This window comes from Variovorax sp. PMC12 (genome assembly GCF_003019815.1).
Lineage (GTDB): Bacteria > Pseudomonadota > Gammaproteobacteria > Burkholderiales > Burkholderiaceae_C > Variovorax.
Genome location: NZ_CP027773.1, coordinates 4994735 through 5018752, shown reverse-complemented (window position 1 = coordinate 5018752; position 24018 = coordinate 4994735). Strand labels below are relative to the sequence as shown.

17 protein-coding genes are annotated in these 24018 nt (G+C 67.9%); 10 read left to right on the top strand and 7 right to left on the bottom strand.

The window, feature by feature from the left end:
• The 9 genes from C4F17_RS23375 to C4F17_RS23335 are packed head-to-tail and all read left to right on the top strand — an operon-like array spanning position 1 to position 9106.
• Positions 1-1314 (top strand): CpaF family protein, encoded by a 1314-nt coding sequence (locus C4F17_RS23375; protein WP_106936837.1) that lies wholly within the window; start codon positions 1-3, stop codon positions 1312-1314.
• Positions 1307-2305 (top strand): type II secretion system F family protein, encoded by a 999-nt coding sequence (locus C4F17_RS23370; RefSeq protein ID WP_199851883.1) that lies wholly within the window; start codon positions 1307-1309, stop codon positions 2303-2305. The genes C4F17_RS23375 and C4F17_RS23370 overlap by 8 nt, the downstream gene beginning before the upstream one ends.
• Positions 2302-3264 (top strand): type II secretion system F family protein, encoded by a 963-nt coding sequence (locus tag C4F17_RS23365; protein WP_106936835.1) that lies wholly within the window; start codon positions 2302-2304, stop codon positions 3262-3264. The genes C4F17_RS23370 and C4F17_RS23365 overlap by 4 nt, the downstream gene beginning before the upstream one ends.
• Positions 3265-3281: 17 nt before the next feature.
• Positions 3282-4247: a hypothetical protein gene (locus C4F17_RS23360; protein WP_234382333.1), complete on the top strand. Its 966-nt coding sequence runs from the start codon at positions 3282-3284 to the stop codon at positions 4245-4247.
• On the top strand, positions 4244-4636 hold the full coding sequence (locus C4F17_RS23355) for a DUF3613 domain-containing protein (RefSeq protein WP_106936834.1): 393 nt from the start codon (positions 4244-4246) through the stop codon (positions 4634-4636). Before C4F17_RS23360 ends, C4F17_RS23355 begins: the two co-directional genes overlap by 4 nt.
• Before the next feature lie 40 nt (positions 4637-4676).
• On the top strand, positions 4677-5159 hold the full coding sequence (locus C4F17_RS23350) for a TadE/TadG family type IV pilus assembly protein (RefSeq protein ID WP_106936833.1): 483 nt from the start codon (positions 4677-4679) through the stop codon (positions 5157-5159).
• Entirely contained in the window at positions 5156-5632 is a 477-nt protein-coding gene (locus C4F17_RS23345) for a TadE/TadG family type IV pilus assembly protein (protein ID WP_106936832.1), read from the top strand. Before C4F17_RS23350 ends, C4F17_RS23345 begins: the two co-directional genes overlap by 4 nt.
• An 11-nt stretch (positions 5633-5643) precedes the next feature.
• Entirely contained in the window at positions 5644-7665 is a 2022-nt protein-coding gene (locus C4F17_RS23340) for a TadG family pilus assembly protein (protein WP_159053690.1), read from the top strand.
• A 16-nt stretch (positions 7666-7681) separates the two neighbouring features.
• Entirely contained in the window at positions 7682-9106 is a 1425-nt protein-coding gene (locus C4F17_RS23335) for a sigma 54-interacting transcriptional regulator (protein WP_106936830.1), read from the top strand.
• A 13-nt stretch (positions 9107-9119) separates the two neighbouring features.
• Here the strand turns inward: C4F17_RS23335 and C4F17_RS23330 are convergent, their stop codons facing one another.
• From C4F17_RS23330 to C4F17_RS23300, 6 genes are all read right to left on the bottom strand, one after another.
• Positions 9120-10682: a TolC family protein gene (locus C4F17_RS23330; protein WP_234382331.1), complete on the bottom strand. Its 1563-nt coding sequence runs from the start codon at positions 10680-10682 to the stop codon at positions 9120-9122.
• Positions 10683-10693: 11 nt separating this feature from the next.
• The gene (locus tag C4F17_RS23325; protein ID WP_081270811.1) at positions 10694-12010 is read right to left on the bottom strand and encodes an HlyD family type I secretion periplasmic adaptor subunit; all 1317 of its coding nucleotides are present in this window, start codon (positions 12008-12010) and stop codon (positions 10694-10696) included.
• Between the two features lie 28 nt (positions 12011-12038).
• Positions 12039-13856: a peptidase domain-containing ABC transporter gene (locus tag C4F17_RS23320; RefSeq protein ID WP_106936828.1), complete on the bottom strand. Its 1818-nt coding sequence runs from the start codon at positions 13854-13856 to the stop codon at positions 12039-12041.
• Positions 13857-14225: 369 nt separating this feature from the next.
• Positions 14226-17324, bottom strand: a complete 3099-nt coding sequence (locus tag C4F17_RS23310) for a glutamate ligase domain-containing protein (RefSeq protein WP_106936826.1) — start codon at positions 17322-17324, stop codon at positions 14226-14228.
• A 106-nt stretch (positions 17325-17430) separates the two neighbouring features.
• Positions 17431-17934 carry a peptidoglycan-associated lipoprotein Pal gene (gene pal / locus C4F17_RS23305; RefSeq protein WP_106936825.1) on the bottom strand — a complete coding sequence of 168 codons (504 nt, stop codon included), beginning with the start codon at positions 17932-17934 and terminating at the stop codon, positions 17431-17433.
• Between the two features lie 84 nt (positions 17935-18018).
• Positions 18019-22128 carry a hypothetical protein gene (locus C4F17_RS23300; RefSeq protein WP_234382328.1) on the bottom strand — a complete coding sequence of 1370 codons (4110 nt, stop codon included), beginning with the start codon at positions 22126-22128 and terminating at the stop codon, positions 18019-18021.
• Positions 22129-22429: 301 nt separating this feature from the next.
• On the opposite strand from C4F17_RS23300, the gene C4F17_RS23295 reads away from it, so the two are divergent.
• Positions 22430-22864: a DUF1841 family protein gene (locus C4F17_RS23295; RefSeq protein ID WP_081271722.1), complete on the top strand. Its 435-nt coding sequence runs from the start codon at positions 22430-22432 to the stop codon at positions 22862-22864.
• Between the two features lie 105 nt (positions 22865-22969).
• On the opposite strand, the gene C4F17_RS23290 is transcribed toward C4F17_RS23295, so the two are convergent.
• Complete coding sequence (locus C4F17_RS23290) at positions 22970-23959, bottom strand: LysR substrate-binding domain-containing protein (protein ID WP_106936823.1); 990 nt, start codon at positions 23957-23959, stop codon at positions 22970-22972.
• Between the last annotated feature and the right edge of the window lie 59 nt (positions 23960-24018).

The window sequence follows — 24018 nt, the reverse complement described above, 5'->3', positions numbered from 1 at the left end:
ATGTCCACCGATATCGAATTCGCCGACGACGACCAGGCGTTCATCAACTCCCAGCAGTTCCAGGACATCAAGAGCTGGACGCACGACCACCTGCTCAGCCGCATCGAGGAACTGGGCGCGGAGTTCGGCCGCTGGTCGCGCGCCTCGATCCAGCAGTTCGTCGAACTGGAGGTCGACAGCTTCGTGCGGCTGCGCCGCGTGCCGATCAACGACCGCGAGATGCAGCTCATCTCCGACGCGCTGACCAAGGAGCTCGCGGGCTTCGGGCCGCTGGAAGACCTGCTCAACGACCCGGCCGTGGAAGACATCCTGATCAACGGCTACCAGAACGTGTACGTGTCGCGCCACGGCATGCTGGAGCGCGAGACGGTGCGCTTCGCCGACTCGGAGCATGTGATGCGCATCGTGCGCCGCATCCTCGCGCCGCTGGGCCGCCGGCTCGACGAGTCGAACCCGATGGTCGACGCGCGCCTGCCCGACGGCGGCCGCATCAACGTGATCATCGAGCCGCTGGCCATCGACGGCCTGTCGGTGTCGATCCGCAAGTTCCGCAAGGAGCCGCTCACGCCGATGGACCTGGTGAAGCTCGGCACCTTCGATGCCGGCATGGCGCAACTGCTGGAGATCGCGGTGCGCGCGCGCTGCAACATCCTCGTGAGCGGCGGCACCAGCTCGGGCAAGACCTCGCTGCTGAATGCGCTCGCGAGCTACATACCCGCGCGCGAACGCGTCATCACCATCGAGGACACGGCCGAACTGTCGCTCGGCACCAGCCACGTGGTGCGGCTCGAAAGCCGACCGGGCGGCTTCGACGGCACGGGCGTGGTGTCGATCCGCGACCTGCTGCGCAACAGCCTGCGCATGCGGCCCGACCGCATCATCGTGGGCGAAGTGCGCGGTGCCGAGGTCATCGAGATGATGCAGGCCATGAACACCGGCCACGAAGGCTCGATGGGCACCATCCACGCCAGCTCGCCGCGCGAGTGCCTCTACCGCCTGGAGATGCTCGCGGGCTTTGCGGGCTACCAGGGCAGCGAAGTGAGCCTGCGCCGGCAGATCGCCAACGCCATCGATTTCATCGTCCAGATCGGGCGCCTGTCGGGCGGCCAGCGCCGCATCATTTCGCTGAGCGAGGTCACGGGCGTCAACGACAACGTCGTTGCCATGCAGGAGCTCTACCGCTACGAGCCGGTCGTCTCGCCGGACGGCGAGGAACGCGACCGCTGGGTGTCGCTGGGCATCGCGCCGCACTCGCCCAAGATCACGCGCTTCCGGCAGTCGATGGCGCGCGCGCATGGAGACAACCGTGCGTGAAGCCCTGCTCATCGTGGCGTGCATCGCGCTGCTGATGGCGGCGGCGGGGCTCATGCTGTGGCAGTGGGCGAAGAACAGGCAGGTGCGACTGGCCACCGAGCGGCACCTGAGCCAGCAGATCCTCGCGACCAGCACGGCGACCACGCCGATACCGATGCCTGTGAGGGACAGGGAGCTTCCGGGAGAAGGAATGTCGTCGACCTTGACGACGGATCCGTGGCTCGACACCAGCCCCGCGACTACCGAGGCCGCGCAGGCCAGCATGCTGGAGCGGGCAATGCCGGGCTGGCTGGTAGGCGTCGTAGAGCCGCGCACCGTCGCGCTCGCACTGGCGGCCGCCGTCGTGCTCAGCCTGTTGATGGGCGTACTGGTCGGCTGGCTTGCGGCGGCAAGTTTGCTGTTCGTGCTGCTGATTGTCGGCAGCTTCCTGTTGTGGTGGCAGCTGCAGAAGTTTCGCCGCAAGCTGGTCAGCCAGTTGCCGGCATACATCGATGCGATGGTGCGCCTCATCACGATTGGCAACTCCACGCAAGCTGCATTCCAGCTAGCAATTGCCACCACCGAGGCGCCGCTGCGCGTTCACCTGGAACGCTCGGCCGCGCTGGTCCGCGCCGGCTTGGATCTCGACCGTGCGCTGCACCAGACTGCCACCAACGTGCGTATCGAAGAGATGTTTCTGCTGGCATCCATTCTTGGCCTGGGCGTTCGCTACGGCGGCCGCGCTGATCTGCTGCTCGAACGCGTGGGCAATTTCATGCGCGACCGCGAACAGGCAGAGCAGGAACTGAATGCCATGTCCGCGGAGACACGCCTGTCCGCATGGATCCTGGGCCTGCTGCCGATCGGCGTGGGCGGCTTTCTGATTCTTACCAATCCCGGCTACTTCATGGGCATGTGGAGTGATGAGACCGGACGCATCCTGATTTATTCCTCCGCAAGCCTGCAGGTGGTGGGCGTGGCGCTTCTTTACCGTCTTGCGAGGTTGGCATGACGCTCACACCCCACCAGTTGGCAATCTTCAGCATCGTGCTGCTCGCAGTCGGCCTGACAGTTGGTGCAGGTGCATTGATCGCGGCCGAACTGCGCCGCGCGCGCAGCGGCCAGGTCATCGGCCGCGCAATCCGCCAAGCCGCGCTCACGCCGGGTTCGCAGTCCGTGACGACGGCCGAGGCGGAAGCAGAGGGCGCATTCAAGCCCGAACTAGAGTTGCCTTTCCACTGGCTGGATTCGCGCATCGGGCGGGCCTTCGTGGCTGATGAAGACCGCAGCCTCATCGACCAATGCGGCCTGCCGTCGAAGCGAACGCAACTGATCTTCCTGGTGACCCGCATCGGCCTGGCCCTTGTTTTTCCGCTGCTGGCCTACCTGCTCTGGAGCAGCGGGCACGAGCAGGGAACCATCGTCACCGTACTGGCGGCCTGCGCCGTGCTCGGGTTCATGGCGCCCAAATGGGTGCTTGGCCGCTTTGCCGCTGGCCGCCGCGAGCGAGCAGCCCGGGAGTTGCCACTTTTCATCGACCTGCTGCGCCTGCTGCAGGGCGTCGGCCTCAGCCTCGACCAGAGCCTGCAGATCATGGCTACTGATTTTTCCCATGTACTTCATGTGCTGGGCCACGAGTTGGGAATCGCCAACGCCCAGTACAGCCAGGGTCGCACCCGAGAGCACTCGTTGCATCGCCTGGCAACGCTGCACAAGAACGAGAACCTGCGAGGCCTTGTCTCGCTACTGGTGCAGGTCGACCGCCACGGCGGCGCTGTGCAGGAACCGCTGCGCGTATTCAGCGATCGCTTGCGGGAGAGCCGGCGTTCGCAGATGAAGGAACGCATCGGCAAGATCACCGTGAAGATGACCGGCGTCATGGTGGTTTCGCTGCTGCCGGCGCTGGTCATCGTCACGGCGGGTCCGGGCTTCATCGCAATATTCCGTTCATTGGGAGCGATCAGTAAATGACTCACTTTGACCTCTCCATGCCCATGCGCTCTCACCGCTCGGCTCGCGTGCTTACCGTGGGCGCGATCATGGCCTCGACCCTGTTCGTCAGCGGATGCAGCCTTCTCAAGGACACATCCTCGGCCTATGTCGCCAGCGCCAACGCCCAGGAACGCGCGGCCGCCGAGGCGTCCGCGGAAACCAAGTCGAGCGCGAACATCGACAGCAAGGCCACCTACCTCAAGCTCGTGGAGCAGATGCAAAAGGATGGCCTGTGGTTTGCGTCGCTCGCGCATATCGACGCGCTCGAGCAACGCTGGGGCGTATCGCCGGAATCCACCCGCTTGCGCGCCGACGCCTTGCGCCAGACCGATCAGGCCGCGCTGAGCGAGCAGGCCTACAAGCGCCTAATCGGCACACCGCTGGAGAGTGCCGGCTACCGCGGCCTCGGCCTGCTGGCCGGTGCGCGCGGCAGCTACGCGGAGGCCGTGCAGTTGCTCGGAAAAGCGCAGCGCCAGACACCGACCGATGCCCTCCTGCTCAGCGACCTGGGCTACGCCAGCCTGCGTGCGGGACAGATCGAGGAAGCGCGGCTGCCGTTGATGCAGGCGCTGCAGCTGCGCCCGAACAGCACGCAGGCACAGTCCAACCTTGCGCTCTACCTCGAAGTCACCGGCCAGCGCGAGCAGGCGGACCGGTTGATGGAAGTCAACCGCATGCCCGCGGCATCGCGCGCAGCCGTGCGCGATGCCGCGCAGCAGATGCGCAGGGGCGGTACCCAGCGGCTCGCGGCTACCAGTGCGGCGCCAGACGTCACCGCACTGCGGCCGCTTGCGAGCACGCCGCAGCCCGTGCGCGACGACACCGTACCGCCTCCGCTGATGCTCAAGGCATCGCGCTGGGCCGGCATGGGCGGCCTGCGAACAGCCAGCCAGCTGAATCCGTCCGTCGCCGACTCCGCGCTGTCGATGCCACCGAACTCCACCCCACAAGGTACCCAATGAAAAAAGAACACGCCCATCGCCTCGCCCTGCTGGCCGCCGTGTTGGTGATCGCTGCGCCCGCCGCAGCGGCACAAGAGGCTGCGAAGCCAGTGCAGCTGGAAGCACCGCCGGCCGCCGCTCAACCGGTACAAAACGGCCCGGAAGAAATGAATACGGAGGGAGAAGTCGTCTATGAGCGGCCGCAGGTCGGCGACGCCACACAGGGCTTGCTCGCATGGCAGCGCAGCGGCGAAATTGCCTCCCCCACGCCACGTCCGATTGCCGGCGACGTGGCAAGTCGCAGCTATGAGCGCTACATGAAGAGCTTCGAGTTTCCGATTCCGGAGCGCATGAGTTCGATAGTCAAGTCGTCTTCCGGATCCGGCGCTGGTGCCGGGGCACCCAAATAGCCGCGCACCAGAAAACGTGACACGCCATTGTCGGCTCATCATGGACGTCAAACAGCTTCGCTCCAGTGCACGCAAACAGCGCGGCGCATATGCGGTCGAGTTCGCCTTGGTGTTCCTGATTTTCTTCACGCTGCTCTACGGAATCATCTGCTACGGCATGGTGTTCGCGTTCCGGCTGGGCCTGCAAAACGCGGCTGAAGATGGTGCCCGCGCAGCCTTGCGCTATCAGCCGGACCTTCCCACTCGAGCAGCGCAAGCTCGGACAGTTGCAACGGCTCAGGCCAGTTGGCTCCCGTCTGCAGCCACGCTCAGCGTCACGGCAACCGTATGCCAAGTTGCCAGTAACAACTGCACCGCAGCGGTCACCAGCGCCTGTGGCATCACATGGGACACGCGCTGCCAAATGGTGGTGACGGTTACCGCCAGCAACTTGGGGCGGGTTCTTCCTCCGTTGCCGGTCTTCAACGCCCCTGGTCAGCTGACAGGAAGCGCCAGCATGTTGCTCGACGGACGGACCCCATGACCTTCAACAACCGTCGTCTTCAAAGAGGAATCGCAGCTACCGAGTTCGCACTGGTCTTCACCGTGCTTTTTATCGTCGTGTACATCATCGCAACCTTTGGGACAGTGCTCTATACACAGCAAGCGATATCGCGCTCGGCCGAAGATGGTGCTCGGGCAGTGGCATTGCTGAACTCCGTTCCCACAACCAACGACTCGCGCATTCAGAACGTTGTCTACGACTCGCTGGCAAGCTCGCTTATCGTGCCATCGGCATCGAATACCAGCCTGGCAACCCGACGTATCTGGGTCGCGACCCAAGTCACGGTTGCCGTCACGCCCACGGGCACCAATCCGAATGCGAGTGTCGTGGTAACCGTGACCTATCCCTACGGTGCCAACAGCCTGCTGCCCTCGCTGTCGTTTCTGAACATGAACCTCGGGATGCCGGACAAGCTGAGGAGCCGCTCCACCGCAGCAATTCAGCCCACATGAAAGGGCCAGGAATGAACACGAGCCCGACTACCCCAAGCCTGCGTGGCGTTTCCTCTTCGTTTCGGCGCAGCAGGTCTGCAGGCTCCATTCTCGTAAATACCGCGATCGCGCTGAGCTTGATCATCATCACGTTGATCGGCACCGAACTTGGCTACATGTTCTACGTGAAGCGCGAGCTGCAAAAGACGGCGGACCTGGCCGCCCTTGCAGGCGCCCAGGGGCTAGGGGTAAACAACTGCACAACGGCTACGACGGCCGCCATAGCCAATGCGGCGCAGAACATGCCCATCGGTCTTTCTCCACTCGGGTCCGACAGCGTCGTGTGCGGACGGTGGGACCCTGTGCTCAAGCCTGTGGCACCCCACTTCGGCACACCGGACAGCGGCCAGAAATTCAATGCGGTGCGAGTCACCATCAGCAGAACGCCTCCGCTTCTGATGCCTGGAATTCCAGGAAACCAAACGAGACTGATCACTGCAGACGCGGTGGCCGCCCAACAAACCCCAAAAGCCAATCTGACAATTCGTTCCACGCTGCTGACAGTCGATTCAACGAAGTCGCCGCTGCTCAATGCGGTTTTCGGTGGACTGCTGGGAGGCACCCTCAACGTCACCGCCGCTGGCTGGAACGGTCTCCTCAATACGAACGTCAAGTTGCTGACCTATATCGACCAGCTGGGAGTGAACCTGGGAATTGGCGTCGGAAAATATGACCAAGTGCTGGGCACGAACGTGTCTGTGGGGACGTTGGTCCAAGCCATGATCGATGCCTTGCAGCAGAGCGGGAACACGGCGCAGGTCGTGCTCGATGCGCTCAACCTGCTCAAGCTCACCGCCAATGCGGCAGCTGCGCAACCGTTGCTGAAACTCGGCGACCTGCTAGGTGTACAAACCGGCACGGATGCGGCTGGTCTGAATACCAACATTCAGCTTTTCCAACTGCTTGAAGGCGTAGTGCAGGCTGCGAACGGCAAGAACGGCGTGGTAGCCACCGTGGCACTCCCTATACCAGGGCTGGCTTCGGTGACCACGAACGTAAAAGTCATCGAGCCGCCGCAGGTATCGGCCACAGGCAACCCCGCCTTGGCCAAACTGAACCCTACCGGGCCGGACCAAATCTATGTCCGTACGGCTCAGGTTCGGGCATTGATCTCGATAGATCTTCCGGCCCTGAATGGCATCACCGATCTCGTCAACGCGTTGACGACGGCACTCTCGCCAGTCACGGATCTCTTGAACAACCTGCTGAGTCTGAATCTCTTCACGGGCCTGCAGAACATCCTGGGATGCACTTTGGGTTGCACTCGAAATGTCACCGACATCAAAATTCTTCCTTCGCCGGTTCGGTTGGATATAAGCCTGGATGCAGGCGGTGGAGCGTCGCGGGTTACCGACTACAGCTGCACCGCCAACGCGACTTCTCTTACGTCCCAAACAACGACATCCGTGGCGACCCTGCGTGTTGGCAGCCTCGGGGCAACGGCGGCTCTTGCAAAAGCAAATGCGTTTTCATCGAGTGCGTTGCCAACTGTCAACGCTGTGCCCGTCATAGACATCGGTTCTCAAAGCTGCCAGCTCGGGCTGCTTGGTCTCGGAGTTGTGAGTTGCGATGCCTCCACGCGCAAGCCTTACTACGGTGGTGGGCTCGGACTGAAGGCTGATGTACCTGTCGCTGCCTCCACGCAATCTCAATTCTTCGCGAATCCCCCTACGCTGGATCAAGCGCCCGCCTATCTGGCAATCGCGACACAAAACATCGTCAACAGCCTGAGCGATACGCTGAAAGCACTCAATCTCCTGATCGCGATTCCGCCCACGGCTCCCGGAGGGGGACTGCCCAACGTTCTTACCGGACTGACAAACACACTGAGTGGCGTCATCAACCTGTTGATGGGGATCATCTCGGGCGTGCTTTCACCGTTGCTTGACCCCTTGGTAAATACTTTGCTGAGCAATGTGCTTGGCGCTAATCTCGCCCAGACAGAAGTGGGTGCCCGACTGACTTGTTCCAGTGGCGCTCAGCTTGTCTACTGAATTTCGCATTACCTAGATGAGCTCTCCCGCCAACTTCGACGAACTCGACCTCTTTGTCTGGGAGGGCAAAGCCGACATCCTCGACCGCATCGCGCGTTGCATGGCGAGCTTCGACGTGGAGGTGATCCGGGCTGACGGGATGCCGCCGCCCGCACCCGAACGCGGGGTGGCGCTGCGCCCCTCGGTCGCGATCATCAGCGTCACCGTCATCGACGGCGGCGGGCTGGCGCATGCGACGGAGCTGCTGCAGGGCATGCCGGTGATCTGGGTCGCGGCGGGGTCGCGCGAGCGGGACTCGCGCACCTATCCGCCCGAGTACCTGCACGTGCTGCCCTACGACTTCACCTGCGCCGAGCTGCGCACGATGGTCGCGAAGCTGGTGCGGCAGTTGCGCGCGCGCGAGGTGGCGCCGCAGGCGCCCGACGTGCTGGTGGCGCACTCCGACGCGATGAAGTCGCTGCTGGCCGAGGTGAACGCCTTCGCCGATTGCGACCACAGCGTGCTGGTGCGCGGCGAAACCGGCGTGGGCAAGGAGCGCATCGCGCAGCAGTTGCATCTTGGGCATCAGCATTACAGCAAGGGCGCTTTCGTGGCGGTGAACTGCGGCGCGATTCCCGACGGTCTTTTCGAGTCGCTGTTCTTCGGCCACACGAAGGGCTCCTTCACCGGCGCGGTGCATGCGCACCGCGGCTATTTCGAGCAGGCCACGGGCGGCACGCTTTTCCTCGACGAAATCGGCGACCTGCCGCGCTACCAGCAGGTCAAGCTGCTGCGCGTGCTCGAGGACAACGCGGTGACGCGGCTCGGGGCGACGTCGCCGATCCGCGTCGACTTCCGCCTGGTGGCGGCGACGAACCGCAACCTGCGCGAGATGGTGGCGAGCGGCGAGTTCCGCGCCGACCTTTTCTACCGCCTTGCGGTGATCGAGCTTCATGTGCCCAGCCTCGAGGAGCGCGGCGAGGTCGACAAGATCGCGATCTTCAAGGCCTTGCTGAGCAACGTGCTCGGCGACGAGCTGGAGACGCTCGGCGAAACGCCGCACTGGCTGAGCGACGCGGTGGCCGAGACCTACTTCCCGGGCAATGTGCGCCAGCTGCGCAATCTTGCGGAGCGCGTGGGCGTGATCGCGCGGCAGCTGCACAGCTGGGACCAGAACCTGATCCAGCGCGCGATTGCGCTGACGCGCGGCACGCCGACACCGACGATCTCGGCGGACCGCAACGGCGCGGGCGGCGGCGGCGGGATCGGGCTCGACGGCAGCAGCGACCGCAAGGGCTGGAACAGCAGCGAGCGCAACCGCATCATCGCGGCGCTCGAGGTCAACGACTGGAAGCGCCAGGACACCGCGCAGCACCTGGGCATCAGCCGCAAGGTGCTGTGGGAGAAGATGCGCAAGTACCAGATCCTCGACGGCGAACCGGGCATTCCCGAAGACGCCTGACCGGCGCCGACGCTCAGGGGATCGACAACCGCGGAGCCTTGCGCAGCGACGAGCCCGCGCCCCCGGGGCCCGCGGCGCGCTCGACCACCGGCTCGCTCGCGCAGGCGGTGTTGCTCGAGATGCACAGCGCGGCCAGCAGGCCGTCCTCGGTCAGGGCGGGCCGGCTCGGCGCGCCGAAGAGCCGGTCGATCCAGTTGTTCGTGCCCGCGGGGTCGATGCGCAGTTCGCCGGTCGTGCGCGCCAGGCGCAGCTCCGAGATGCGCAGGTCGAACACGCCGTCGACGTAGTCGAACAGCAGCGTGTAGTAGTCGAGTTGCGCGTCGAGCACCTTGGGCAGGGTCTCGCGGCCGAATTCCATGAGGCGGCGGCGGCCGCGGAAGGCCTGGCCCGACGTGCTCACGGCTTCCATCAGCTGCCGCTCGCGCTCGCGGCCCGACACAGTGCGCGCCCATGAGGCGGAGGTGAGTTCGAACAGGTTGAGCTTCACGCCGTCAAGCTTGGCCTCCTGGTTCGCGACTTCGGCGAGCGCGGACTTCAGCCGCAACTGCCGGTCGAAGCCGTTGCCGAAGTTCCAGTTGAGCTCGAAGGCCGCGCGCGTCGGGTCCTGCGGCGACACGCCCCGCGGATCGCGGCTCTTCACCACCACGGCGTCGAGGGTCGGGTAGAGGCTCGCGTCCTGCTGGTCGGCCAGCGCGCGCGCGCGCTCGATGCGGCCCTGGGCTTCGGCGATCTCGGTGCTGCGTGCCTCGGCGCGGCGCAGCGCCTCTTCCTGCGAGCCGATGCGCCATTGCGGCGGCGCGGCCAGCACGGGCAGCGACTCCACGTTGGGCGAGAACTTGAAGTAGTTGCGGAACTTGGCCATGGCCTCGTCGCGCTGGGCCTGGAAGTCGGACTCGCGCGCGGCCACGAGCGCGCGGCGCGAGGCCGCCATGTTGAGGTCGTTGTCGCCGGTCACCCCCAGTGCGACACGGCGGGCCTCGGCCTTGGAAAGTTCGGCGACCACCTCGGTGGCCTTGTGCGCGATCTGCTTCTTGAGGTCGTAGCGCTGCACCTGCAGGTAGGCGGTCAGCGCATCCAGCACGACCTTCTGCGAGGTGGTGACGACGGCCTCGTCGTCGGCCTGGTTGCCGGCTTCGGCCGCGCGCTGCGCCGCGCTCATGGCGCCGCCGTCGAGCAGGCTCATGCGGGCCTCGGCGGTGAGCACGGTGTAGCCCTCCGTCCTGGCGCCGGCCAGGCCGCTGTTGTAGTTGCCCGATGACGTACCGATCTTGAAGCGCGGATAGCGCGCCTGCCTGGCGGCATCGACGCTGTAGCTGCTGGTGTTGGCGGCCGCCTGGGCCGTCTGCACTTCGGGGTATTCCTGCGACAGCGCGACCAGTGCCTGCTTCACCTGCTGCGCATAGCTGGCCGCGCCGAGCGATGGCGCGGACAGCCTGCGCGCGAGCACGAGCGGCGGCGGCTCCTGCAGCGCTTCCTGCTGTTGCTGTTCCTGCGCGAAGGCGGCGGGCGGCAGCGCGAAGCTGGCGCACAGCGCCGCGCACACCACGCCGGTGCCTGTGCGGCGCCGGCTGTTCAAGGGGGCGTTCCTCATGGTTCGCGGAAGGCTTCGCGCCGCAGCTTGAGCACGGGTCGCAGGATGTACCAGATGAACGGATCGGTGCCGACACGCAGGTCCACTTCCGATTCCATGCCGGCGGTGATGCGGTTCTCGTCGCGCCCCACGTGCGACTGCGACATGCTGATGAGCAGCCGGTAGTAGGGCGCGCCGTTCGAGATGGCCGGGTCGCGGTCGGCGTCGGCCGCCACGAGCTTGACCTTGCCGTCGACGGCGCCGTAGCGCAGGTAGTCGTAGGCGGTGATCTTCACGCGCGCCGTCTGCCCCACTTCGATGAAGCCACGGTCGTTCGGGTTGAGCCGCGCCTCGACCATGATCTCGTCCTCGTCGGGCACCACTTCGAGAATCGACTCGCCCGGCTTCACCACCCAGCCGGGGCTGGAGTTGCGCAGGCCCTTGACGATGCCGTCCGACGGCGCCTTCACCACCGTGCGCGAACGCTGCGTGCGGGCCCGCGCGAGGTCTTCGCTCAGGCTCGCGAACTGGCGCTCGACGGTGGCCAGCTCGTCCGACGCGCGGCGGCGGAAGCGGCCCTCCGCCTCCGCCATCTTGGCCTGCGCCTCGGTGATGGCGGCGTCGGCCGAGACCACGCCCTGCCGCGCCACCGCGAGTTCGCTGCGCACGCTCTCGACCTGGCGCCGCTTCTCGAGCACCTCGACCTGGCCGACCAGCTTCTCGCTGAGCAGTTGCTCGGAAATCTCGAGTTCCTTCTGCATCAGCGCGAGCCGGTCCCCGAGGCCCTTGACCTTGGCCTGCTGCTCCAGCTTCTTGCTGCGTGCCTGCTCCAGTCCCGACACCGCGCCCGCCATGACGCCGCGCTGCTCCAGTGCGCGCGCCTGGTAGGCGCCGGTCTCGCCTTCGAACACGCCCTCGTCGATGTCCTTGGCGAAGGAATCGCGGCGCAGCGGCTGGCCCCGGCTCTCGGCCATGAGGCGCACGCGGGTGGCCTGCGTGGCCGCATAGCGCGCCGTGAGTTCTTCCAGGTTCAGGCCGCTGCCGCCCAAGTCGATCTCCACCAGCGGCTGGCCCGTCTTGACCTTGTCGCCTTCCTTCACCAGCACGCTGCTGACGATGCCGCCCTCCAGATGCTGGATGGCCTTGACGCGGTCGGAAGGAATCACACGGCCCGGGGCGACGACCACGGTCTCCATGGGAAAGCCCAGGCCGACCAGCGCCAGCACCGCCACCGCCCCGCCGATGATCCATTGCCGCCGCCGTCCCTTCGGCGACGTCTGCGCCGCGCGCCTGTCCTGTTCGTCCTGCAATATCTGCGGCAGATCTGATTTCAAAATTTGCTGCCCCCGTCGCTTGTCGTCTTCACGCCATGGAGCGGGTGGCCGCGGCCCCCGCGCTGTCTTCGCTGTCGCCCACCGCCACCAGCGGCTTCTTCACGCCGAACAGCTTGGGCACCATCACCGCCGCGGAGCCCTGCTCCACGTTGCCCTGCCCGGTCACGTGATAGACCACCGTGGCCGCGGAAACGATGCGCAGCGAGTGCGTGACCACCACCACGGTGCGCACCTTGGCCACCGCGAGCATGGTGGCGAGCAGGTTGCGCTCGCTCTGGAAGTCGAGGTCGTTGCTGGGCTCGTCGAGCACCAGCACCGACGGCTTGCGAAGGAAGCTCATGGCCAGCGCGAGCTTGCGCCGCTCGCCGACGGAGAAGCCGGTGCCGCCCTCGCCCACCACGGTGCGGTAGCCGTCGGGCAGGCGCGAGATGAAGTCGTGCGCGCCGGAGAGCTTGCAGGCCGCGACGATCTGCTCGTCGCTCTGGCCCGGCGCGCCGCGCCGCATCACGTCGACCAGCGCGCCGCCGAACCAATAGACCTCCTGCGACAGATAGCTGATCCAGCGCGACAGCTCTTCGCGGCCGAACTGCGAGAGGTCGTATTCGCCGATGCTCACGGTGCCGCGCGTGGGCGTGTACAGGCCCGACACCAGCTTCACCAGCGTCGACTTGCCCGCGCCGTTGCGCCCGACGATCACGTGCAGCCCGCCGGGGCCGATGTCGAGGTCGACGTTTTCCAGCACCGGCTGCTGCGCTGTCTCGGCGAAGCTGAAGCTCACGTCGCGCAGCGTGACGCGGCCCAGCGGCTGCGGCAGTTCCATGCCCGTGGGCGGCTTCTCGACCGGCTCGCGCAGCACGGTTTCGAGCCGCTTGGCGGCTTCCTTCGCGGTGGCCAGGGAGCGCCAGTTCGACACCAGCCCGGCCACCGGCTGCAGCGCCTTGAGCGCCAGCATGTTGGAGGCGACCAGGCCGCCCACCGTCATCCATTGCTCCATCACCGACACCGCACCCACCGTGACCACGATGACCGAGAACACGGTCAGCAGCACGGTGGTGCCGTCGCGCGCGGTTTCGATCTGGCCGTTCTTGGTGAAGCTCTCGGTGAGCCAGGCGTTGTAGGCCTGGCGCCACGTCTCGATGGTGGGACCGTCGTTGGCCTGCGTCTTCAGCGTCTCGCGCGCATGGCAGATCTCGGAGGTGATGCGGTCCAGGCCGCGCCCGCGCTGCACTTCTTCCACACGGCCGGTGCGCACTTCGTCGGCCCACCACCACGCCAGGAAAGACATGATGGCCAGGAACACGGCCACCACCGGCAGCACCGGCAGCGCGACGATGCCGATCACGACCAGCGCGAAGATGGCCATGGGCAGGTCGAAGATCGATTGCGCGAGGCCGCCGGTGACGGTGCCGCGCACCGAACCCACGTCGCGGAAGTACAGCTGCCACGACGAAGCGGGCCGCGACTCCAGCGCGCGCAGCGGGCGCGACAGCATCGAGTTCAGCAAGGCACCCGACACGCCGTGGTCGATGATGGCGCCCGCGTTGCGCAGCAGGCGCGAGCGCCGCGTGCGCAACCAGAACTCGATGCACAGGAAGAAGAAGATGCCGCTCACCAGCGCGGCGAGCGTCGAGGTGCCGCTGCGCGACAGCACGCGGTCGTACACCTGCAGCAGGAAGATCGAAGGCAGCAGCCCGAACAGGCTGATGGGGAGCGAGCGCCAAGCCGCGCCCTTGACCAGCGGATACGCCGCGCGAAACGCTTCATGCAGCGCGCCCGCATAGGGACTGGCACCAGGTTCGTCTGGCGTGTCGGCAACCAGCTGGCTGGGCAAGAGGAACTTGATCATGGGAAAAAGCCGATCCGTCGGGCAATGACGCCTGTCTCATTATCAACTGTTACCCAGCTGTTACAAGGCAAAAATTCACTCTCGACGCGACTCAGCACACAGGCATTCGCACCTTCGACGGAACGGCTTTCACGGACTGCTCCGGTCCCGGTTGCGCGGCGCTTCCCGTAACCGCGCAACCGGCCGGACTCCCTGACCTGACGGCCTTCGCCTGATAGGGCAAACCCTCTGCGAACACCAATGCGATGTTGGCGCACAACAGCATGCAGAGCACCCAGGCGCACAGCAGCTGGAGCCAGCCCAGCCACCAGCGCCGCGGTGCTGCCGCTGCCTCATGTTCGTAGGGCGAATGCAATAACGCGTTCCATCTCATGGCAATGCTTTCAAGACCCGGGCTAGCCGGGAAAGACCGATGCCCGCCGAGCTCTTGGCCAGCACCCAGTCGCCCGGCTGCACGAGGCCGCCGAGCGCGGTGGACAGGTCGGACACATCGACGAACCAGTGCGATCGCACCTTGGTGCGAATGCGCGTGTGCAGTGCCCGCATCAGCGGGCCGCACAGCAGCACGCGATCGGGCTGCGAGGCCAGCAGCTCGGCCTCCAGGTCGAGGTGATGGCGCTGCGCGGCGGGGCCGAGCTCCTGCATGTCGCCAAGGATCGCCACGCGGCGCGCCGGCTCGCAGGGGGCCTGCGACAGCATCTCCAGCGCGGCCCGCATCGAGCTCGGGTTGGCGTCGTAGGTCTCGTCGATCAGCTTGAAGCTGCCGCCGCCGATGTGAATGGTGTGCAGCGCGCCGCGCCCGCCCGGCGGCTCGAAGTGCGCAAAGGGCTCGACCGCCGCGGCCAGCGGCAGGCGCAGCGCCTGCAGCGCGGCGAGCGCGGCGATGGCGCTCGCACCCATGTGCCGGCCCGGCGCGTTGAGCCGCAGCTGGAAGGGCTCGCCCGCCACCAGCGCCTGCACCTCGCCGTGGTCGAAGGCGAGCAGGCGCACGTCGGCGTCCTTGTGCTCGCCGTAGGTCACGATCTGCAGCTGCTGCGTCATGGCCGCGTCGGCGAAGGTCGCGAACTCGGGCATGTCGCGGTTCAGCACCACGCTGTCGCCCGGGTTCATCGACTGGAAGATGCGGCTGTCCAGCCGCGCGGCCGCTTCGGAAGGGCCGCGATGCTTCTGCGACGCGGCCGACAGCCCGGTCACGACGACGAGCGAGGGCCGCACCAGCTGCGCGGATGCCGGCATCTGCGACGCGCCCATCTCCATCACCCAGTAGGCCGCGTGCCGCGGCATGCAGGTCATGTTCCAGGCGAGCCCCGAAGGCAGGCTGATGTTGCCTTCGGGCTGCGCGACCTCGCCCCACACGGTGAGCGCGCCGGCCAGCATGGCGGTGACGGTGCCGCTGCCGGCGCCGCTGCCGAGCACGCCGCACACGCGGCCGGTGAATTCGCAGCGCGCATGGTCGCCCAGCAGCAGCACGGACTGCAGCACGTTCTGCACCTTCAGCACCGGCACGCGCTTGTCCAGGTGCGGCTTGGGGTCGGTGCACAGCACCGCGGCGGCCGGCTGCAGCACACCCTTGAGCGTGACGGCCGCCAGCGGCGTCTTCGACGGGCGCGTCTGGTGGTCGAACACCACGCGGCCCTTGCGCATGAAGGAGCGTTGCGTCACGCCGCTGGCGCGCCAGCCGTCCTCGGGCTTGACGACCCACTCGCCGCCGGTGACGCGGGCCATCTCGCTCGCGGTCCAGGCCGGGCCGTCGTCGCGCGCGCCGTTGCCGGCGGGGGCACCGCCCGTACCGCTGGCGGCGGCCAGCGCCCGTCGTTCGAGCAGGTAGCGGTGGTAGGCCGCGAAGCCCGACACGTACTGTTCCACGTCGTCGATGCGCACGCGGAACGAGTGGTGCCGGATGAAGAAGGACCCCACCACCGTCGACGGCCGGCGGAAGTACATCGCCATCTCGGGCCAGAAGAAGCCGTTGAGCAGGTAGTGCGCGCGGTAGTCGAGCGCGCGGTAGAACTTCTCGGTGTCCAGTTCGTCGAGCAGGTGCCGCATCGCGGGCATGCCCTCGAGCCGCTGCAGCATCTGCTGCGCGGCCAGCATGAGTTCGAGCAGCGTCGGAAACGTGGTCTTGCGGTCGAGCACGAAGTCCAGGTACCCCGCCACGTTCTGCAGGCCGAAGCGAAAGTACTTCTCCTGCGGGCTCCAGTGCGTGAGCTCGTTGACGCAGCAGCTCAGCCAGTGGTCGTGCGACTGCCATTGCTGGCCCGCGATGAAATAGTCGAAGGCCTTCTCGACCACCGCCAGCCACTGCGGGTCGCGCGTGAGGCTGTACAGGCGCATGAGGCCGTAGACCGCCTCGCCGTCGTAGTAAATGATGCGCGAGGCCTGCTTGACCGACAGGTCGGTCGCATGCAGCACGTGGTTGAAGCGGCCGGTCTCCGGGTCTTGCAGCGACGCGATGCCGAGCGCGAGCCTGTCGATGAGCGGCAGCCAGTGGCGCGTGTCCATCAGCTCGCAGTATTTCACGAGTGCGAGCACGCAGGCCGCGTTGCCGCCCAGCTTGATCTCGCCGCCGGTGTCCACCAGGAAGGCCGCGGCGCGGCCGTCGGGCAGCGTGTAGTCGCGGATCAGCCAGCTGGTCAGGTGGTCGATCGCGCGGTCGATGGCCGAGCGCAGGGTCTCGTCGCGCGTGAGCTCCCATGCCTCGAGCATGGCGTAGACCGCGCTCGCGTGGCGCATGGCGTCGTAGGTCGGAATGCGCCGGTCGAAGCACGGGAAGTAGCCGTACACGAACAGCCCGTCGCTCTGCACCTGCCGCGCGAGGTAAGCCGAACCGCTGCGCACGAGGTCGAGCACCGATTGCGGGTTGAGCGCCGGCAGCTGCCGGCGGCCCGCGTCGAGCCCCGTGCCGACGAGCTTGTGCACCACGCCGTCGGGCTGGCAGAACACGCCCACCATCGCGAGCAGGTAGACCGGCTGCTCGGCCGGCATGTCCAGCGGCGGCGCGCGCTCGAAGCGGGCCAGGCCGTAGACCTCGAAGTTGCGCGGGTTCACCACCGAGTGCGCGATGGTCGAATCGCCGCACAGCATGGCGTTGGCGTTGAGCTCCTGCTCGGTGAAGGCAAGCTCGAAGTCCTGGTCGAAGGCCAGGCCGAGGCGGAAGTAGTTGCGCTTGACCGCGGTGAGCTGCGTCTTGAACTGCACCCACTCCATCGGGCTCGCGCCCTCGACCCAGTCGATGCGCAGCCACGGCGACACGATGCCGCGCTCGCGCACCCAGCGCCCGACGGACTCCGAGCCCTCGCGCCATGCCGTCTCGAAGTCGGCGGCGCGCGCATGCACCACGTGGGCACGCTGCGAACCGTCGCTGACCGAGAAGAACAGCGTGAACGCCGGGTACGGGGCGGGCAATGCCGCGCACACCGACACCAGGCGTTCATGGCAGGCATGGAGCTGATCCTGGAAAGACATCATGCGGCCCCGATCGAATGCGGGAAACCGGTCGCGCCCGTCATCTGCCCATGCCTCGACGTTTGCGCGGACCGGAAACTGCCGTCGAAGTCATCGCGTGGCACCGGCTTCAGCGGTAGCTGAATTCGGCGCGGCGATTGAGCTGATAGCCCTCCTCGGTGGTTGCGAGCGACGCGGGTTTCTCCGTGCCCCAGCTGATGGCCTCAATGCGCTCGGCCGGCACGCCCAGTTGCGTGAGCGCGCGCTGCACGGCGTCGGCACGGCGCTGGCCCAGCGCCAGGTTGTATTCGCGGCCGCCGCGCTGGTCGGTGTTGCCTTCGATGACGACCCGGCTCGACGTCCGGTTGCGCATGTAGCTCGCGTGCGCCTCGACGATCTTCATGTACTCGGGCTTGATGTTGTACTTGTCGAAGTCGAAGTAGACGATCTTCGAGACGCCTGCCGGGCCGTTCTGCACCGGCGGCGGCGCAGCGGGCTCCACCCTCGGCACCGCGCTGGTGGCCTTGTTCGAGTAGTAGTAGGTCGCATCGTCGCGACCGGTCTTGGGGGCCGCGCAGCCGACCAGGATGGCTCCGAGTGCGACGATGGCCAGTATCCGGAAATTCTTTTTCATATCCAATCCTTTCGCGGGACAGGCCGGTGGCGGCCTGTCCCTGGTGCTTCCGCTCCCCACCCCTCCTTCTGCTGTTCTTGTGGATCAGCCCAACAGGCCGTGAAGGATGTTGGTCACCGGCGACAGCGCGCTGCCGGCCGGGCTGTGCTCGACCAGGCTGGTGATCGGCGTCACGACGTCGTTCACCAGCGGCGCGGCCACGTGCTCCACGGTGTTCACCACGCTGCTGACGACATCGGTCACCGGTGCGGCCGCATGCGACGAGCCCGCCAGGATGTCGGTCACCGGCGCCGTTGCGTCGGAACCCGCGTGCGTGGCGTTCGAGGCCACGGAGCTGACGGTGTCGGTCACGCTGCTGACGGCGCTCGTCGCCGGCTGCAGGATGTTGGCTACCGGGTTGCTGCCGCCCAGCAGGCCACCGAGCAGGCCGCCGACGAGGCCGTCGTTGCCCAGCAGGCTGCCGACCAGGCCGTCGTTGCCGAGGACGCCGCCGAGCGGGCCGTCCGAGCCGCTGCCGCCGCCGAGCAGACCGCCCACGAGGCCGTCGCTGCCCAGCACGCCGCCGAGCAGGCCGCCTTCGCTGCCGCCGAGGACGCCGCCCAGGACGCCGTTGTCGCCCAGCAAGCCGCCGAGCAGGCCGCCTTCGCTGCCGCCGAGCACGCCACCCAGCACGCCGTTGTCGCCCAGCACGCCGCCGAGCAGGCCGCCTTCGCTGCCGCCGAGGACACCGCCCAGGACGCCGTTGTCGCCCAGCACGCCGCCGAGCAGGCCGCCTTCGCTGCCGCCGAGCACGCCACCCAGCACGCCGTTGTCGCCCAGCACGCCGCCGAGCAGGCCGCCTTCGCTGCCGCCGAGGACACCGCCCAGGACGCCGTTGTCGCCCAGCACGCCGCCGAGCAGGCCGCCTTCGCTGCCGCCGAGCACGCCACCCAGCACGCCGTTGTCACCCAGCACGCCGCCGAGCAGGCCGCCTTCGCTGCCGCCGAGGACGCCACCCAGGACGCCGTTGTCGCCCAGCACACCGCCGAGCAGGCCACCGTCACCGCCGAGCACGCCGCCCAGCAGGCCGTCGTCACCCAGCACGCCGCCGAGCAGGCCACCGTCGCCGCCGAGCACGCCACCCAGCAGGCCGTCGTCACCCAGCACACCGCCGAGCAGGCCGCCGTCGCCGCCGAGCACACCGCCCAGCAGGCCACCGTCACCGCCGAGCACACCGCCCAGCAGGCCGTTGTCACCCAGCACACCGCCCAGCAGGCCACCGTCACCGCCGAGCACGCCGCCCAGCAGGCCGTCGTCACCCAGCACACCGCCGAGCAGGCCACCGTCACCACCGAGCACGCCGCCGAGCAGGCCACCGTCGCCGCCGAGCACACCACCCAGCACGCCGCCGTTCAGCAGGTTCGCCACGCCGTCCGTGAGGTAGTCCACTTGCGTATCGACGGCATTCAGCACCGCGGTCGTCGTGCCCGCGCCGAGCACCTGGTCGGCCAGCGGGCTCAGCAGGCCGCCGACGCCGTCGGTCACCTGGCTCACCACGCCATCGACCGGGTCGAGCACGTTGGGGCTGTTCGAGTTGAAGGAGGTGCCGAGCACCGGGCCGAGCAGGCCGTCGACCGTGTCCGTCACGCTGTCCGTGAGGCCGACCACCGGCGCGAGCACGTCGCCCAGGCCCAGGTCGCCGAGAACGCCGTGGTTCAGGCCGTTGGCCACGCTGCCGACAATGCTGTCGACCGGGTCGAGCAGCGCCGCGCCGGTGCCCGGCGTGCCGCCGTTGCCGATGCCGCCCACCACGCCGCCGAGCACGCCACCCAGCAGGCCGTCGTTGCCCAGCACGCCACCGACCAGACCGTCGTCGCCCAGCAGGCCGCCAACCAGGCCGTCAGAGCCGAGCAGCCCGCCGCCGAGGCCGTCGGCGCCGAGCACGCCGCCCAGGCCGCCGTCGCCCAGCAGGCCGCCAAGGAGTCCGTCGTTGCCGAGCAGGCCGCCCACCGGGCCGTTGCCGCCCAGGAGGCCGCCAACCAGGCCGTTGTCGCCGACCACGCCGCCCAGGAGCCCGTCGTTGCCGAGCACGCCACCCAGCAGGCCGTCGTCGCCGAGCACACCGCCGAGCAGGCCGTCGCCGCCCAGGAGGCCGCCGACCGGGCCGTTGTCGCCGAGCAGGCCACCCAGCAGGCCGTCGTTGCTGAGCAGGCCGCCCAGCGCACCGTCGTCGCCCAGCAGGCCGCCGACCACGCCGTTGTCACCGAGCAGGCCGCCGACGGCACCGCCCAGCAGGCCGTTGTCGCCGCCGAGCAGGCCGCCGAGCGGGCTGTCGGTGATCAGGCCGGACACCACGCCGTGCTCGCCGAGCAGGCTGTCGACCAGGCCGCCGTGGCCCAGCAGCTGGCCGGTGAGGCCGTCGCTGCCCAGCAGGTTGGAGAGCGCGCCGTCCTCGCCGAGCAGGCCGCCGACGAGGCCGTCGTCACCGAGCAGGCCACCCACCGCGCTGCCATCACCGAGCAGGCCGCCCAGCAGGCCCTGTTCACCCAGCAGGCCGCCGGTGAGGCCGCCGACGGCGCCCGTGCTGCCGAGCAGGCCGCCCACGAGGCCGTCGCTGCCCAGCACGTTGCCGAGCAAACCGCCGACGGCGCCGTCGTCGCCCAGCAGGCCACCGACCAGGCCGTCCTGGCCGAGCAGGCCGCCGACCAGGCCCTGGTCGTCGAGCAGGCCGGACACGAGGCTGCCTTCGCCCAGCACGTTGCCGAGCACGTCGCCGATGACGCCGTCATCGCCCAGCAGCTGGCCGGTGACCGCGCCGAGGCCCAGGGCGCCGGTCAGGCCGGTCACGATGCCGTGGTCGCCGATGAGGTTCTCCAGGCCGTTGTGCACCGCGTCGGTCAGGTAGTCGACCTGCTGGTTCAGCGAGCCGAGGATCTGGTTGGTGGCGCCGGCACCCAGCAGGCCGTCGAGCGCCGGGCTCAGCGCGCCGCCCACCAGGTGAGTGACGTCGGCGACGGTGTTGTCGACCGGGTCGAACTCGTTGGGGTTGTTGGGCGTGAAGGTGCTGCCGAGCAGCGGGGACAGCACGTTGTCGACCACGTCGGTCACGCCGTCGATCGCGTTGGTCACGGGGGTGAGCGCACCGCCGAGGCCGAGCGCACCGCTCACGTCGTCGATGACATGGCCGATGAGGCCGTCGCCCGGGTCGAGGAGGTGGTCGCCATCGGCGTCGGCGTCTGCGTCCGCGTCTGCGTCCGCATCCGAGTCGGCATCGGCGTCCGAATCGGCGTCGGCGTCTGCGTCGGCATCCGAATCGGCGTCCGCGTCAGCGTCTGCATCGGAGTCGGCATCTGCGTCTGCATCCGAGTCGGAGTCGGCATCCGCGTCGGCATCCGAATCAGCGTCGGCGTCGGCGTCTGCATCCGAGTCGGCGTCAGCGTCTGCATCGGCATCCGAGTCGGCATCGGCATCGGCGTCCGCATCCGAGTCGGCATCCGCGTCCGCGTCGCCGTCGGCATCGGCATCCGCGTCGGCATCGGCGTCGGCGTCCGCATCGGAGTCGGGGGTGGTGGGCGTCGTCGGGGTCGTGGGGGTGTTCGGATCGCCGGAAGACACGAGCAGCGGGATGCCGGACGTGCCGCCGCCGCCGCCGCCGCCGAGCGCGGCACCCAGCGCCGCGGCACCCAGCGCGCCCAGCGCGAATTCGCCCAGGCCGATGCCGCTGCCGGCGGCGAGCTTCTTGGTCACGGCCAGCGCGGCCGCGTCGGCGTCGCTGTCGGGCGGGGTCACTTGGAGGTCGCCCGAGGCGACATCCACATTCACTTGTTCGAGGCCGCCCGGCAGCTTGGTCGAGCCGATGGTGGCGTCGGTGCCGCCGGTGAAGACGCCGGCCAGCGGCGCCTTGTTGGTGGCCGAGCCGGGGAACAGCACGTTGGCGTGGCCGTCCTGCGGCACGATCACGCGGTCACCGGCAATCAGGGTCTGATTGCCATCGACCGGAATGCGGACACCGTCGCGCATCACTGCGACGCCGGGCGTGGCATTCGATAATGTCCCGATGCTGGCCGGGCCGGCAGCAGCAGCGGGCGCCGCCGAACTCATCGCGCCGGGAGTACCGAGCGGAGTAACGGTGGCCTGGGCAATGACAACAGGAGCTGCGCCGTTGGCGGCGGCAAGTCCTTCGGACGAAACGGTCGATGCTTGTGGAGCGTTCATGGCAGCCTCTGTGACAAAAGATGCCTACTCAGGGGCAACTAGCGTGCCGCTTTGGGCCAGCGCCGTGCCAAGCTGCTTGCAGATGACGCAACCTGTTGATTTGTATGGATATTTTTCTTTTTGACGGCCTGCCGGCCATGTGTGGAAACAGCTCGTAAGCAGGCCATTTCGCGATTCGTTACGTTACGGCGTAACGCTTCGTCACCGGAACGCCGGACACATCGAGCCCCCGCAAAAGCGGTCTTTCGGCTGACGTTTTTCCCCTTTTTCGCCTTTCCTACCCTTCTCGCCTTATCTATATATGTTCAACCCCTCCCAGGAAGACGTGCGCCGCTTCTTCTGCGACGTGTACGCCAAGCACCGGCAGGGCTTGCCGATGGAAGCGCTCGAGACCATCGCCGCCGGCTGGATCGACCAGCACCCCGAATACCACGAGGACCTGGCCGACGCCGACGCGGCGGTCGCGCGGGTCTACGACGGGTCGAACGGGCGCGAGAACCCGTTCCTTCATCTGTCGATGCACCTGTCGATCAGCGAGCAATGCTCCATCGACCAGCCGCGCGGCATCCGCCAGGCCGTCGAGCTGCTGGCCGCGCGGCGCGGCTCGCTGCTGCATGCGCACCACGAGGCCATGGACTGCCTGGGCCAGATGATGTGGGAGAGCCAGCGCGCCGGCCGGCCGCCGGACGGCGAAGGCTACGTGGCCTGCGTGCAGCGCCGCGCGACAAAAGACTAACCCCCAGGCTGCGCGCACTTCGTGTCGCTTCGCCAACCCCCCTTGCAGGGGGCAACGCCAGCGGCCCGGCAAAGCCGGTTCCGCGGCGTTCCTGGCGAATACCGGCTAGCCGCCGCGCTTCGGTCGGGCCGCTGGCGGCACCGCGCCCTGCTCCCTGGCCGCCTCGCGCAGCAGCGCGGCCATCGCGGCGCGCAATGCCGAGGGCTCGGCATCGCTGCGCTGCAGCAAGCCGACCGGCTCCTCGGTGCCCGCCGTCTCGATGCGCAGCTGCACCAGCCGGCCGTCGGCCAGCTCGCCACGCGCCGCGCCCAGCGGCGTGATCCACACCGCATCGGACACCGCCACCAGCGCGCGCGCCACCGCCACGTCTAGCGTCTGCAGCGCATTGGTCGGCAGCACCAGGCCACGGGCCGACAGGAAGCTCTCGGTGTTGTGCCGCGGGCTCGTGCCTTCGCCGTACACCACCAGCGGATAGCCCAGCACCGCCTGCACCGACGCCGCCTTCAGCGCCAGCGGATGCCCCGCCCGCACCGCGAACACCAGCGGCTCGGTGTGCAGCAGCTCGAAGCTCAGGCCGCCCATCAGGCGCGGGTCGCTCATGCGGCCGACCACCAGGTCGAGCTCGCCGGCGCGCAGCTCGTCGAGCAGCACGCCGTTGGCGGCGCTCTTCACCATGATCTGCACCTGCGGCCAGCCGTCGCGCAACCGCGCCAGCGCAATCGGCAGCAGGGCCGGTGCCACGCTAGGCAGCGCGCCGATGCGCAGCCGCTCGATGCGCCCGCCCGCCGCCGGCGCCACCGCCTGCGCGCTGGCGTCGAGCGCCTCGAGCACGCGCAGCGCATGCGCCAGCAGTTGCTCGCCGGCGGCCGTGAGCCCCTGCACGCCGCGCCGGCCGGCCTTGCTGCGGTCGACCAGCCGCGTGCCGACGATGGCCTCGAGCTCGGACAGCGTCTTCGACACCGCCGGCTGGCTCAGCGCCAGCCGCTCGGCCGCGCGCGCGAGGTGCCGCTCCTGCGCCACGGCGACGAGGCAGCGCAGATGGCGCAGCTGCACGTTGCGCAAGAAGTCCTGGCGAAGATCGGCGGGGGTTTTCAATGCCTGTTGGTTATTGATAACGGAGCAATCTTCAATTTACATCATCGAACGGTGCTTCG